Source organism: Cupriavidus sp. H39 (assembly GCF_050271075.1).
Lineage (GTDB): Bacteria > Pseudomonadota > Gammaproteobacteria > Burkholderiales > Burkholderiaceae > Cupriavidus > Cupriavidus necator_B.
Genome location: NZ_CP189848.1, coordinates 1,295,634 through 1,308,832, shown reverse-complemented (window position 1 = coordinate 1,308,832; position 13,199 = coordinate 1,295,634). Strand labels below are relative to the sequence as shown.

Here is a 13,199-nt window from a genome sequence, read left to right as displayed (position 1 = left end):
TGCGTGTCTCCTCACAGCCCCAGAATCATCTGGCTGATGATGTTCTTCTGAATTTCGTTGGACCCGCCGTAGATGGAGGTCTTGCGATAGTTGAAGTAGTACGCGGCCAGCGGCGCGGCATCGTCGTAGCCGCTCACCGCATGCTCGGTCTCGCACTCCAGGTAGGCGGTATCGAACGGCTGCGCGTACGGGCCGACGGCCTCGACCATCAGCTCGGTCAGCAGTTGCTGGATCTCGGTGCCCTTGATCTTCAGCATCGAGGCCTCGGGGCCGGGGCCCTTGCCTGCCGCTTCGCTCGACACCACGCGCAGCACGGTGATCTCCAGCGCCATCAGTTCGATCTCCAGCGCCGCCACCTTGGCGCCGAACACCGGATCTTCCAGCAGCGGCTTGCCGTTCTTCTGCTGCTGGCGCGCCACGCGCTTGAGGAAGCCCAGCTCGCGCTTGGAATTGCCGACGCGGGCAATGCCGGTGCGCTCGTGGCCGAGCAGGTACTTGGCGTAGGTCCAGCCCTTGTTCTCTTCGCCGACGCGGTTCTCGACCGGCACCTTGACGTTGTCGAAGAAGACTTCGTTCACCTCATGCTCTTCGTCGAGCATGATGATCGGGCGCACGGTGATGCCCGGGGTCTTCATGTCGATCAGCAGGAACGAGATGCCCTCCTGCTTCTTGGCTTCGGGGTCGGTGCGCACCAGGCAGAAGATCATGTCGGCGTGCTGGCCGAGCGTGGTCCAGGTCTTCTGGCCGTTGACGATGTAGTGCTTGCCGTCGGAAGTCAGCTCGGCGCGGGTCTTCAGCGAGGCCAGGTCCGAACCTGAGCCCGGCTCGGAATAGCCCTGGCACCACCAGTCGGTGCAATCCAGGATGCGCGGCAGGTAGTACGACTTCTGCTGCTCGTTGCCGTATTTCATGATCACCGGCGCGACCATGGCCACGCCGAACGGCAACACGCCGGGCGCGCCGACGCGGGCATTCTCTTCATCCCAGATATGGCGCTGGGTGGCGTTCCAGCCGGTGCCGCCGTACTGGACCGGCCAGTGCGGCGCCGACCAGCCCTTGCCGGCGAGCAGCTTGTGCCAGCGCACCAGGTCGTCGCGGTTCGGACGGCGGTGGTTGAGAATCTTGCTGCGGATATCCGCCGGCAAGTTGGCTTCGAGCCAGCTACGCACTTCCTCGCGGAAGGCGTCGTCGGACGCCGAGTAGTTGAGATCCATGCCCGTCTCCAGTGGTGCCGGCATGGCGCGGGGCCGCCGGCGGTTTGTTCTGCCTGCGCGTCATGCGCCGACAGCAACGGGCACAGGACGCAATTCAGTGAGCCGTCTGCTTCAGCGCAGCCGGCACCACGAGCGGAAAAGTCTCGATGCCCTCCTCGGCCAGCGCCTGCACCTCCTCCGGCGAGGCCGAACCGCGGATGCCGCGTTCCGGCGCCTCGTCATAGTGCATGCGCCTTGCCTCCTCGGCAAAGCGGTCGCCAACGTCCTCGGTCTGCGCCAGCACCTGCTTCACTGCCTTCAAATAGAGCGCTTGCAGTGTCACGGGGGCGGCGGCCTGCCGCGCCGGCCCGGCGCTGCCTTCGCGCGCGGTCGCGCCCGACAGGTTCAGGCGCGGCGCGCTGGGCAGCCGGGTCACGGCGTGGTCGCCACAGACCGGGCATTGGACGAGGTCACGCGAAATTTGCGACTGCGCTTCTTCCTCCGAGGCAAACCAGCCCTCGAAACGATGGTCATGCGCGCAGCACAGGTCGAGCACCTTCATGATCTTTCCAGCCCGTCAAAAGCTATATTATCCGCGAATTCAAATTTTGTGAACGGTCGTGCTAAATTTTTTAGAACGACCGTTCGGAAGCGCACTCCGGCACACAAGACGCGCGCATCACCCATGCGAAGCGCCGTATCCCGGCATCGGCTGCTCCCCGGGCTGCCAGGCACCCGAGATCACTTTCTCGAGCCAGAATGCGCCGATGATGGTCTTTACGTCGGTAATGCGGCCGCCGCGCACCCAATCGATCACCTGCCCGACCGGCGCGATGAAGGTTTCCAGGAATTCACCGTCGTCGAGTTGCGCCTCGCCATGCGTCAGGTCGCGGGCGAGCAGGATATCGATGAATTCAGTCGAGTATGAAATGACGGGATGGATGCGCGTCAGGTAGTCCCAGCGCGCGGCGCGGTAGCCGGTTTCCTCCAGCAGCTCGCGTTCGCCGCAGCGCTGCGCGCCCTCCTCCGGGTCGAGCTTGCCCGCCGGGAACTCGAGCATCACCTCGCCCACCGGGTAGCGGAACTGGCGCTCCATCAGCACGGTGCCGTCGTCGAACAGCGGGATCATCATCACCGCACCGGGATGGACCACGTACTCGCGCCCGGTCTGCTTGCCGTCGGGCAGCCGGACGATGTCCTGCTTGAGGGTAAGGAACTTGCCGCGATGGACCGTGGCCGAGGCGACGCATACTTCTTTCAGCGCGTCGTCGTGCTCGGACAGGTCAGACGGGGTACCGCGTTGGATCTTGTCGGTCATGGACGCTCCGGATCAGGCAGGGCCCGGCGCCGACAAGACCGGCTTCAGGCCGTGCGGTGTTTGACGAGGTATTGCCAGGTGAAGCCCGGGAAGGCAAACACCAGCATCATGCAGGCAGTGATGGCATAGAACTGCCAGCCCTGCGTAAAGGTACCGCCCAGGTTGGCTTCCGCCGCAAAACCGGCGGCGCCCGCCACCGCGAACCAGACCACCAGTTCCAGCAGGCGCAGCCACAGCGGCTTGCGCGCCTGCCGCAGCGGGATCACCACGAACAGGCGCTGGTTCACGAACGGCAGGTTCGCACAGACCAGTGCCAGCAGGATGACAAACCAGCCGCTTGCGGAGGCGCTCATATTGCGTGGCGGGTCAGGAGCCCAGGGTCGAGCGGATGGCCTGGTAGCACAGGTTCATCAGCGCGGCCGGGAACAGGCCCAGCAGGATCACCGCGGCGCCGTTCACGCTCAGCATCGAGCGCAGGCCAAAGGTGGCTTCCAGCTCTTCTTCGCCGGCGGGCGCATCGAAGTACATCAGCTTGACGATGCGCAGGTAGTAGAACGCGCCGATCAGCGAGAACAGCACCGCCACCACCGCCAGCCAGGTCATGCCGGCCTTGACCACCGCGTCGAGCACCGCCAGCTTGGCGTAGAAGCCCACGGTCGGCGGGATGCCGGCCAGCGAGAACATCATCACCAGCATCAGGAAGGCAAACCACGGGTTGCGGCGCGACATGCCCTTCAGGTCTTCCAGCGTCTCGGCCTCGAAGCCCTTGGTGGTACGCAGCAGGATGATGCCGAACGTGCCCAGCGTGGTCAGCAGGTAGGTCACCGAGTAGAACATCGCCGAGCTGTAGGCATCGGCGGCGCCGTCAGCCTTGTTGGCGACCACGCCCGAGAGCAGGCCCAGCAGCACGAAGCCCATGTGCGAGATGGTCGAGTACGCCAGCATCCGCTTCAGGTTGCTTTGCACGATGGCGGTCAGGTTGCCGATCGCCAGCGAGACGATCGACAGCACCACCAGCATCATCTGCCAGTCGCTGGCCAGCGGCAGCAGGCCTTCCACCAGCACGCGGACGAACAGTGCGAACGCCGCCACCTTCGGGCCGCCGGCGATCAGCAGCGTCACCGCGGTCGGCGAACCCTGGTAGATGTCCGGAATCCACATGTGGAACGGCGCGGCACCCAGCTTGAACGACAGGCCGGCGACAATGAAGACCACGCCGAAGGCCAGCATGGTGGTGTTGATGCGGCCGGACTCGACCGCGCGGAACACCTCGCCCAGGTTCAGCGAACCGGTGGCGCCGTACATCATCGAGATGCCGTACAGCAGGAAGCCCGAAGCCAGCGCGCCCAGCACGAAGTACTTCATCGCCGATTCGGAGGTTACGCGCGACTCGCGGCGCAGCGCCACCAGCGCGTACGACGACAGCGACAGCAGCTCCAGGCCCAGGTACAGGGTCAGGAAGTTGTTGCCGGTGATCATCACGATCTGCCCGCCCAGCGTGAACAGCGCCAGCATGTAGAACTCGCCGGCGAACATGTCGCGCTCGGCCAGGTAGCGGCGCGTGTAAACCAGCGTGACGAACAGGCCGGCCGCGCAGAACGCGGACAGCACGTTGGCCATCGGGTCGATCACGACCAGGTTGGCGAACGCGTAGTGAGTCTGGCCGGTGGCGGCATTCATGCCGAACCAGACCGTCAGTACCAGCGTGGTCAGCAGCGACAGCGGGTAGGCCACGCTCTGCCGGCCCTTGCCGCGGGCAAGGTCGATCCAGTTGACCGCGGCGATGGCGATCGCCAGGAAGATGATCGGCGCCACGGGGCCGAGTGTCGAGGACGGTTGCATGTTGATTTCTCTCCCCGATTACAGCTTGGACTGCGCCGCGTGGGACAGCAGGTTCACCACGGACGCGTGCATCACGTCGGTAAAGGGCTTCGGGTGCAGGCCCATGTACAGCGTCATGATGGCCAGCAGGCCGAGCATGACGAACTCACGCTTGTTCAGGTCGGCCAGCTCGCGCACGTGCTGGTGCACGACGTCGCCGAAGATCACGCGCTTGACCATCCACAGCGAGTAGGCGGCGCCCAGGATCAGCGCGGTGGCGGCCAGCAGGCCGATCCAGAAGTTGAACTTGACCGCACCCAGGATCACCATGAACTCGCCGACGAAACCCGAGGTGGCCGGCAGGCCGCAGTTGGCCATGGCGAAGAACACCGACAGCGCGGCGAACTTCGGCATGGTGTTGACCACGCCGCCGTAGTCGGCGATCTGGCGCGAATGCACGCGGTCGTACAGCACGCCGATGCACAGGAACATCGCACCGGAGATAAAGCCGTGCGAGATCATCTGCACGATGCCGCCTTCGATGCCGATGTCGCTGAAGATGAAGAAGCCCAGCGTGACGAAGCCCATGTGGGCGATCGACGAGTACGCCACCAGCTTCTTCATGTCGGCCTGCACCAGTGCCACCAGGCCGATGTAGATCACCGCCACCAGCGAGATGGTGATGATGAACGGGGCCAGGTAGTGGCTGGCGTCAGGCGCGATCGGCAGCGAGAACCGCAGGAAGCCGTAGGCGCCCAGCTTCAGCATGATGGCGGCCAGCACCACCGAACCGCCGGTCGGCGCTTCCACGTGGGCGTCGGGCAGCCAGGTGTGCACCGGCCACATCGGCACCTTCACCGCGAAGGCAACGAAGAAGGCGATAAAGATCGCGATCTGCTCGTTCATCGACAGCCTGGCCTGGTGCCATTGCAGGATCTCGAAGGTGCCGGTCTTGTTGTACAGGTACAGCAGCGCGACCAGCGTCAGCAGCGAGCCCAGCAGCGTGTACAGGAAGAACTTGAACGCTGCGTAGACGCGGTTCGGGCCGCCCCAGACGCCGATGATGATGTACATCGGGATCAGCGTGGCTTCGAAGAACACGTAGAACAGCATGCCGTCGAGCGCGCAGAACACGCCGATCATCAGGCCCGACAGGATCAGGAACGAGGCCATGTACTCGGCCACGCGCTCGGTGATCACCTCCCAGGCCGAGATCACCACGATCACCGTGATGAAGGCGGTCAGCACCACGAACCACATCGACAGGCCGTCAACGCCCAGCAGGTAGTGGATGTTGAAGCGCTCGATCCAGTTCATCTTCTCGACGAACTGCATGGCCGCGGTGGCGCGGTCGAAGTGGAATACCAGCGGCAGCGTGACGACAAAGCTGGCGATCGAGCCGAACAGCGACATCCACCGCACGAAGCCCGGGCTGCGGTCCGAGCCGAAGGCCAGGATCAGCAGGCCGAAAAAGACAGGCAGCCAGATTGAGAAAGACAGAACCATTTCTATGTTTTCCTTACTTGGTGCCTATCACTTGGTGCCGATCACGCCCGTGATCGTCAGCGTCAGCAGCACCAGCATGCCGACGATCATCGCGAACGCGTAGTGGTAGATGTAGCCCGACTGCAGGTAGCGGCTGGCCGAAGCAAACGATGCCACCACGCGCGCCGCGCCGTTGACGAACATGCCGTCGATCAGGCTCTGGTCGCCGCCCTTCCACAGGCCGGTACCGAGCAGGCGTGCGCCGCGGGCGAACACGGCCTGGTTGATGGCGTCCATGTAGTACTTGTTGTCGAGCAGCTTGTACAGGCCCGAGAAGCGGCTCTTGATCGCTTCGGGGATGTCCGGGCGCTTCATGTAGAAGAACCACGACAGCACCACCCCGGCGATGGCCAGCCACAGCACCGGCGTGGTCAGCGAGTGGATCGCCATCGGCACCCAGCCGTGGAAGGCTTCCGTCAACTCCGCCATGGCGTGGTGGTTCTCGCCGACAAAGATCACGTCCTTGAAGGCGATGCCCATCTTGAAGAAGTTGCCGAACAGCATCGGCTCGATCGCGAGCGCGCCGATCACCACCGACGGGATCGCCAGCAGCACCAGCGGCAGCGTCACCACCCACGGCGACTCGTGCGGCGTCTCGCCGGCGGCCAGGCCATGATGATGGTCGTGCGAGACTTCCTCGTCCTCGTGGTCGCCCTCATGGTGCTGGTGGACATGGTTCTGGCCCCAGCGCGACTTGCCATGGAACACCAGGAAGTACATGCGGAACGAATAGAACGCGGTCACGAACACGCCCGCCAGCACGGCGAAGTAGGCAAAGCCCGAACCGGCGATGTGCGACTCGGCCACGGCCTCGATGATCGAGTCCTTGGAGTAGAAGCCGGCGAAGAACGGCGTGCCGATCAGCGCCAGCGAACCAACCAGCGAGGTGATCCAGGTGATCGGCATGTACTTGCGCAGGCCGCCCATGTTGCGGATGTCCTGGTCGTGGTGCATGCCGATGATGACCGAGCCCGCGCCCAGGAACAGCAGTGCCTTGAAGAACGCGTGCGTCATCAGGTGGAACACCGCCACCGAGTAGGCCGAAGCGCCCAGCGCCACGGTCATGTAGCCCAGCTGCGACAGCGTCGAGTACGCGACCACACGCTTGATGTCGTTCTGGATGATACCCAGGAAGCCCATGAACAGCGCCGTGATGGCACCGATCACCAGCACGAACGACAGCGCGGTGTCGGACAGCTCGAACAGCGGCGACATGCGTGCCACCATGAAGATGCCGGCGGTCACCATCGTTGCCGCGTGGATCAGCGCGGAGATCGGGGTCGGGCCTTCCATCGAGTCAGGCAGCCAGACGTGCAGCGGGAACTGCGCCGACTTGCCCATCGCGCCGATGAACAGGCAGATGCAGGCCACGGTGATCATCATCCAGTCGGTGCCCGGGAAGATCACGGTGGCCAGCTGGTCGCGCGCGGCGAACACGTCGGTGTAGTTCATGCTGCCGGCGTAGGCCAGCAGCAGGCCGATGCCCAGGATGAAGCCGAAGTCGCCGACGCGGTTGACCAGGAACGCCTTCAGGTTGGCGAAGATCGCCGTCGGGCGGGTGTACCAGAAGCCGATCAGCAGGTACGACACCAGGCCCACCGCTTCCCAGCCGAAGAACAGCTGCAGGAAGTTGTTGCTCATCACCAGCATCAGCATCGAGAAGGTGAACAGCGAGATGTAGGCAAAGAAGCGGTTGTAGCCGGGGTCGCCGTCCATGTAGCCGACGGTGTAGATGTGCACCATCAGCGAGACGAAGGTCACCACCACCATCATCATCGCGGTCAGCGAGTCGACCAGGAAGCCGACCTCCATCTTCAGGCTGCCGATGGCCATCCATTCGTAGACGGTGCCGTTGTAGCCGGCGCCGTTGATCACGTCGAGCAGCACCATCACCGACAGCACGAAGGAAATGGCAACGCCCAGAATCGTGGCGGTATGCGCCACGACCCGGCCGCCGCGCGACTCCGAGGAAAACAGGTCGAAGAACTTGGTACCGAACAAGCCGGCGATCGCGGAGCCGACTAGCGGCGCCAGCGGGATCGCAAGCAGCAGGTTGGGGTTGAGCGTGGTTGCCATAGGACGCTTATTGGGGTGCGGTCGGTGAGTCTGGGTTATCTGTGTAGTGCGGCACGGATCAGTACTTCAGGGTGTCCATGTCGTCCACGTTGATCGTATCCAGGTTGCGGAACAGCACGACCAGGATTGCCAGACCGATTGCCGACTCGGCGGCGGCCACCGTAAGGATGAAGAAAACGAAAACCTGACCAGCCAGGTCGCCCAGGTAATGCGAGAAGGCGACGAAGTTGATGTTCACCGCAAGCAGCATCAGTTCGATCGCCATCAGCAGCACGATCACGTTCTTGCGGTTCAGGAAGATGCCGACGATGCTGATCGCAAACAGGATCGCACCGAGCACGAGGAAATGAGCGAGAGAGAGCACAGCGATTTCTCCGGGCTTTAGTTCTTATTGGCGGCAGCCGCGGCTTCCGTCTGCTGGGTCTGGCCTTCGGACTGCATCGGCACCAGGCGCACGCGGTCATCGCGGCGGGTGCGCAGCTGCGCCGACACGTCCTGCGCCTTGACGTCCTTGCGGCGGCGCAGGGTCAGCGCCACGGCGGCGATGATCGCCACCAGCAGGATGATGCCGGCCACTTCGAAGGCGTAGATGTAGTCGGTGTAGATCAGCCTGCCGAGCGCGGCGGTGTTCGAGTAGCCCGGCTCCTGCGAGCCGCTCGCCACCACCGGCGCGGTGGTGCCGATGAAGTTGCGCACCAGCACGATCGCCATCTCGGCGATGATCAGCGCGCCGACGATCGAGGCCATCGGCACGTAGGTCCAGAAGTCGCGGCGCAGGTGCTCGATGTCGATATCGATCATCATCACCACGAACAGGAACAGCACCATCACCGCGCCGACATAGACCAGCACCAGCAGGATGGCGAGGAATTCCGCCTGCAGCAGCATCCAGATCGCCGCGGCCGTGAAGAACGACAGCACGAGGAACAGTGCGGAGTGCACCGGGTTCTTCGCAGTGATGACTTTCAGTGCGGAGAGCACCAGCACCAGCGCAAAGACGTAGAAGATGGTGGTCGTGAGTTCCATGGTCCCTATCGGATCCTCTCTGGGCCGTCCGGCACAAGCCGCCCCCTCGGGTGGCCCGCGCCTGCGGCATCCTTGCATTGGCCCCTGCCATGCAGGGGCCGCATTCAAATTCGGGTGGCGGCGGCTGCCAGGTCTGTTGCTTGCGGCAGCCGCCAACCGGCGGTACTTCTGTGGCCGAGACTTCCGGCCGGCATCCCGGCTTAGCGGTACTTGGCGTCGGCCGCCTTGGCCGCGGCGATCTGCGGCTCGTAGCGGTCGCCCACTGCCAGCAGCATGTCCTTGGTGAAGTACAGGTCGCCGCGCTTCTCGCCGTGGTACTCCAGGATCTGCGTTTCCACGATGGCGTCGACCGGGCAGGCCTCTTCGCAGAAGCCGCAGAAGATGCACTTGGTCAGGTCGATGTCATAGCGGGTGGTGCGGCGCGTGCCGTCGGCGCGCGCGTCGGACTCGATCGTGATGGCCAGCGCCGGGCACACCGCCTCGCACAGCTTGCAGGCGATGCAGCGCTCTTCCCCGTTGGGGTAGCGGCGCAGCGCGTGCAGCCCGCGGAAACGCGGCGAGATCGGCGTCTTCTCTTCCGGGAACTGGACCGTGATCTTGCGCGCGAAGAGATAGCGGCCGGTCAGGGCCATGCCCTTGAAGAGTTCCTTCAGGAGCAGGCTGTTGAAGAAGTCCTTGATGGCGAGCAGCATGATGCTTCCTAGTATTTCCACACGGTGCGCGCGCTGCCGGGCTGCGGCAGGCGCACCGTCGTTTGGCCGTTCAGTGCCAGATGTTCCACGGCGACTTGATCCAGATCGCCACGATGATCAGCCAGGCCACGGTCAGGGGAATGAACACCTTCCAGCCCAGGCGCATGATCTGGTCATAGCGGTAGCGCGGGAACGAGGCACGAATCCAGATGAACACGGACAGCAGCAGGAAAACCTTGATCAGCAGCCAGAAGAAGCCCGGGACCGCGTTGGTCACCACGCTCTCGAACGGAGGCGCCCAGCCGCCCAGGAACATCAGCGCGGTCATCGTCGAGATGACGATCATGTTGATGTACTCGGCCAGGAAGAACAGCGCGAAGCCCATGCCCGAATATTCGATCATGTGGCCGGCGACGATTTCCGATTCGCCTTCGACCACGTCGAACGGGTGGCGGTTGGTTTCGGCCACGCCCGAGATGAAGTACACGCCGAACATCGGCAGCAGCGGCAGCCAGTTCCACGACAGGATGTTGATGCCCATGTCGGCGAAGTAGCCGGTGTTCTGGCTGTTGACGATGGCCGACAGGTTCAGGCTGCCGGCAACCATCAGCACCGTCACCAGGGCAAAGCCCATGGCGATTTCATACGACACCATCTGCGCCGCGGCGCGCATCGCGCCGATGAACGCGTACTTGGAGTTCGAGGCCCAGCCGGCCAGGATCACGCCGTACACGCCCACCGAGCTGATCGCCATCACGTACAGCAGGCCGGCGTTGACGTCGGCCATCACCACTTCGGCCTGGAACGGAATCACGGCCCAGATCGCCACGGCGGGCATCAGCACCATCAGCGGGGCAATCAGGTACATGCCCCGGCTGACCTGCGTGGGCATCATGACTTCCTTGAGCAGCAGCTTGAGCACGTCGGCGATCGGCTGCAGCAGGCCCAGCGGGCCGACGCGGTTCGGGCCGATACGGACGTGCATCCAGCCGATCAGCTTGCGCTCCCACAGGATCAGGTAAGCCACGCACAGCAGCAGCGGCACCACGATGATCACGGCGCGGATCAGGATCCACAGCGGCGTCCAGTAGGCGCCCAGCAGACCGTGTCCTTGCGAGGTAATCCAGTCAATCATGTCTTGTTCTCGCTCTTGTTCTTACGCCGTGGCCACGGTGCCGGTGGCCGGCGCCAGGTCAATGGCCTTCTCTACGGTGACCGTGCCGAACATCGCGCCCAGGCTCATCGCCGCCGGCGTTGCCGCCGGCACGCGCACGGTGTTGGCCGGCAGCGTGGCTTCGAGCACGGCCGGCAGCACCACGCTGCCCTGCCCTTGCGTGACCCGCACCGGGTCGCCGGACTGGATCCCCAGGCGGACGAACAGGTCGGCGGGCAGCGCGATCTGCATGGCGCGCCGCGCGGCCGCGCTCAGCTGCAGCGACTCGGCGCGGCGCACGATCGGGTCGGCATGGTAGATCGGCACATCGGCGATGCGCTCGATGCCGTTGGTGGCAGCGGCGGCAACGCGGATCGGCGCGTCGGTGGCGTTGTCCAGCTGGGACTCGACCGGAGCCGACAGCACTTCGGCGCGCACCGACTCGGCGGTCTCGTAGTCGAAGCCGGCCACGTCGAGCAGGTTGCCCAGCACGCGCAGCACCTTCCAGCCCGGGCGCGATTCGCCCAGGGCGCGCACCACGCCGTTGAAGCTCTGCGGCTTGCCTTCGCAATTGACGAAGGTGCCGGCGGTTTCCGTGAACGGCGTCACCGGCAGGATCACGTCGGCGTACTGCAGCGCCGCTTCCGAACGGAACGGCGACAGCACCACCACCGTGCCGGCCTGGGCCAGCGCGGCCAGCGCCTTGCGCGGGTCGGCGGCGTCGAACTCGGGTTCGGTGTTCAGCAGGATGTAGGCCTTGCGCGGCGTGTCCAGCATCGCCTGCGCATTGGCGCCGCCCTGCTTCGGCAGCGCGCCGGCGACGTAGCCACCGACGGTGTTGGCGGCTTCGGTCAGGAAGCCCAGCGTGGCGCCGGTTTCGGTGGCGATCCACTGCGCCAGCGCGTGCAGCGCCGAGAACTGCGGATGACGCACGGCCTCGTTGCCGAGGAACACGGCGCGGCGCTCGCCCGACAGCAGCGCGTCGGCAGCCTTGGTGGCGGCATCACCACCATCGAAGCCTTCGGTGCCGGCCGGAGCGGCCACGCCCTTGGCGGCGGCCACGGCACGGGCCACGCCCGCCAGCGCGGCGGTCCAGCCCGACGGGGCCACGTCGATGCGGGTGGCCGGCATCAGCAGGTCTTCACCGCCGGCGCCCAGCACGGTCACGCGGGCGCCCTTCTTGGTCGCCTGGCGCAGGCGCGCGGCCAGCAGCGGATGGTCCTTGCGCAGCGACGAGCCGATCACCAGCACGCGTTGCAGCGTGGTCACGTCGGCCACCGGCAGGCCCAGCCACGGCGCGCCCTTCAGCGCGGCCGAGAAATCGGTCTGGCGCAGGCGGAAATCGACATTGTCGCTGCCCAGGCCGCGAATCAGCTTGCCCAGCAGGAACAGTTCTTCCAGCGTGCTGTGCGGGCTGGCCAGCGCGGCGATCTGGTCGGCGCCATGCTCGCGCTTGATGCCGGCGAGGCCGTTGGCGACGTATTCGAGCGCGGTCTGCCAGTCGGTTTCCATCCATTCGCCGCCCTGCTTCAGCAGCGGGCGGGTCAGGCGGTCGGCGCTGTTCAGGCCTTCATACGAGAAGCGATCCTTGTCGGAGATCCAGCACTCGTTGATGTCTTCGTTTTCCAGCGGCAGCACGCGCATCACGCGCTGGTTCTTGGTCTGCACCACCAGGTTCGCGCCCAGGCCGTCGTGCGGCGACACCGACTTGCGGCGGGCCAGTTCCCAGGTGCGGGCCGAGTAGCGGAACGGCTTGCTGGTCAGCGCGCCGACCGGGCACAGGTCGATCATGTTGCCCGACAGTTCCGAGTCGACGGTCTTGCCGACGAAGGTGGTGATTTCCGAGTGCTCGCCGCGGTTGAGCATGCCCAGCTCCATCACGCCGGCCACTTCCTGGCCGAAGCGTACGCAGCGGGTGCAGTGGATGCAGCGGGTCATCTCTTCCATGGAGATCAGCGGGCCCACGTTCTTGTGGAACACCACGCGCTTCTCTTCCTTGTAGCGCGACTCCGAGGCACCGTAGCCCACGGCCAGGTCCTGCAGCTGGCACTCGCCGCCCTGATCGCAGATCGGGCAATCCAGCGGGTGGTTGATCAGCAGGAATTCCATCACGGACTTCTGCGCCTTGACCGCCTTCTCCGAATTGGTGAAGACCTTCATGCCGGGGGTCACCGGCGTGGCGCAGGCAGGCAGCGCCTTCGGGGCCTTCTCGACCTCGACCAGGCACATGCGGCAGTTGGCCGCGATGGACAGTTTGCGGTGGTAGCAGAAGTGCGGGATGTAGGTGCCCAGCTTGCGGGCGGCTTCCATCACTAGGCTGCCCTCAGCAACCTCAACCTTCTTGCCGTCGATCTCTAGTTCAACCATGTTCTGCC

The 13,199-nt window shown here is 64.8% G+C and carries 12 protein-coding genes; all 12 read right to left on the bottom strand.

The window, feature by feature from the left end:
• Nucleotides 1-11: 11 nt before the first annotated feature.
• Nucleotides 12-1,214: an acyl-CoA dehydrogenase family protein gene (locus ACOCMH_RS21510; protein ID WP_427312918.1), complete on the bottom strand. Its 1,203-nt coding sequence runs from the start codon at nucleotides 1,212-1,214 to the stop codon at nucleotides 12-14.
• A 94-nt stretch (nucleotides 1,215-1,308) separates the two neighbouring features.
• Nucleotides 1,309-1,755, bottom strand: a complete 447-nt coding sequence (locus ACOCMH_RS21505) for a DUF1178 family protein (RefSeq protein WP_427312917.1) — start codon at nucleotides 1,753-1,755, stop codon at nucleotides 1,309-1,311.
• Nucleotides 1,756-1,872: 117 nt separating this feature from the next.
• Nucleotides 1,873-2,511, bottom strand: a complete 639-nt coding sequence (locus ACOCMH_RS21500; RefSeq protein WP_427312916.1) for an NUDIX domain-containing protein — start codon at nucleotides 2,509-2,511, stop codon at nucleotides 1,873-1,875.
• Nucleotides 2,512-2,555: 44 nt separating this feature from the next.
• Nucleotides 2,556-2,864 carry a DUF2818 family protein gene (locus ACOCMH_RS21495; RefSeq protein WP_306851348.1) on the bottom strand — a complete coding sequence of 103 codons (309 nt, stop codon included), beginning with the start codon at nucleotides 2,862-2,864 and terminating at the stop codon, nucleotides 2,556-2,558.
• 13 nt (nucleotides 2,865-2,877) lie between these two features.
• The gene (nuoN, locus tag ACOCMH_RS21490; protein WP_427312915.1) at nucleotides 2,878-4,353 is read right to left on the bottom strand and encodes an NADH-quinone oxidoreductase subunit NuoN; all 1,476 of its coding nucleotides are present in this window, start codon (nucleotides 4,351-4,353) and stop codon (nucleotides 2,878-2,880) included.
• A gap of 18 nt (nucleotides 4,354-4,371) precedes the next feature.
• Nucleotides 4,372-5,838 carry an NADH-quinone oxidoreductase subunit M gene (locus ACOCMH_RS21485; protein WP_427312914.1) on the bottom strand — a complete coding sequence of 489 codons (1,467 nt, stop codon included), beginning with the start codon at nucleotides 5,836-5,838 and terminating at the stop codon, nucleotides 4,372-4,374.
• 27 nt (nucleotides 5,839-5,865) lie between these two features.
• Entirely contained in the window at nucleotides 5,866-7,953 is a 2,088-nt protein-coding gene (nuoL, locus tag ACOCMH_RS21480; protein ID WP_427312913.1) for an NADH-quinone oxidoreductase subunit L, read from the bottom strand.
• Between the two features lie 58 nt (nucleotides 7,954-8,011).
• A complete protein-coding gene (gene nuoK / locus ACOCMH_RS21475; RefSeq protein ID WP_029044763.1) occupies nucleotides 8,012-8,317 on the bottom strand; it encodes an NADH-quinone oxidoreductase subunit NuoK in 306 nt (101 codons plus the stop codon).
• A 17-nt stretch (nucleotides 8,318-8,334) separates the two neighbouring features.
• Nucleotides 8,335-8,979, bottom strand: coding sequence for an NADH-quinone oxidoreductase subunit J (locus tag ACOCMH_RS21470; RefSeq protein ID WP_171517536.1), 645 nt, complete (start codon nucleotides 8,977-8,979; stop codon nucleotides 8,335-8,337).
• A 200-nt stretch (nucleotides 8,980-9,179) separates the two neighbouring features.
• On the bottom strand, nucleotides 9,180-9,671 hold the full coding sequence (gene nuoI, locus ACOCMH_RS21465) for an NADH-quinone oxidoreductase subunit NuoI (RefSeq protein ID WP_010809124.1): 492 nt from the start codon (nucleotides 9,669-9,671) through the stop codon (nucleotides 9,180-9,182).
• 70 nt (nucleotides 9,672-9,741) lie between these two features.
• Nucleotides 9,742-10,806, bottom strand: a complete 1,065-nt coding sequence (nuoH, locus tag ACOCMH_RS21460) for an NADH-quinone oxidoreductase subunit NuoH (protein ID WP_427312912.1) — start codon at nucleotides 10,804-10,806, stop codon at nucleotides 9,742-9,744.
• 21 nt (nucleotides 10,807-10,827) lie between these two features.
• The gene (nuoG, locus tag ACOCMH_RS21455; protein WP_427312911.1) at nucleotides 10,828-13,191 is read right to left on the bottom strand and encodes an NADH-quinone oxidoreductase subunit NuoG; all 2,364 of its coding nucleotides are present in this window, start codon (nucleotides 13,189-13,191) and stop codon (nucleotides 10,828-10,830) included.
• Nucleotides 13,192-13,199: the final 8 nt, after the last annotated feature.

Bases quoted from the DNA above. Each gene is read 5' to 3' on its own strand.
- nuoI (WP_010809124.1), bottom strand. From the start codon at position 9,671: ATGCTGCTCGCCATCAAGGACTTCTTCAACAGCCTGCTCCTGAAGGAA.
- ACOCMH_RS21510 (WP_427312918.1), bottom strand. From the start codon at position 1,214: ATGGATCTCAACTACTCGGCGTCCGACGACGCCTTCCGCGAGGAAGTG.
- nuoH (WP_427312912.1), bottom strand. From the start codon at position 10,806: ATGATTGACTGGATTACCTCGCAAGGACACGGTCTGCTGGGCGCCTAC.
- nuoL (WP_427312913.1), bottom strand. From the start codon at position 7,953: ATGGCAACCACGCTCAACCCCAACCTGCTGCTTGCGATCCCGCTGGCG.
- ACOCMH_RS21505 (WP_427312917.1), bottom strand. From the start codon at position 1,755: ATGAAGGTGCTCGACCTGTGCTGCGCGCATGACCATCGTTTCGAGGGC.
- nuoN (WP_427312915.1), bottom strand. From the start codon at position 4,353: ATGCAACCGTCCTCGACACTCGGCCCCGTGGCGCCGATCATCTTCCTG.
- nuoG (WP_427312911.1), bottom strand. From the start codon at position 13,191: ATGGTTGAACTAGAGATCGACGGCAAGAAGGTTGAGGTTGCTGAGGGC.
- ACOCMH_RS21470 (WP_171517536.1), bottom strand. From the start codon at position 8,979: ATGGAACTCACGACCACCATCTTCTACGTCTTTGCGCTGGTGCTGGTG.
- ACOCMH_RS21500 (WP_427312916.1), bottom strand. From the start codon at position 2,511: ATGACCGACAAGATCCAACGCGGTACCCCGTCTGACCTGTCCGAGCAC.
- ACOCMH_RS21485 (WP_427312914.1), bottom strand. From the start codon at position 5,838: ATGGTTCTGTCTTTCTCAATCTGGCTGCCTGTCTTTTTCGGCCTGCTG.
- ACOCMH_RS21495 (WP_306851348.1), bottom strand. From the start codon at position 2,864: ATGAGCGCCTCCGCAAGCGGCTGGTTTGTCATCCTGCTGGCACTGGTC.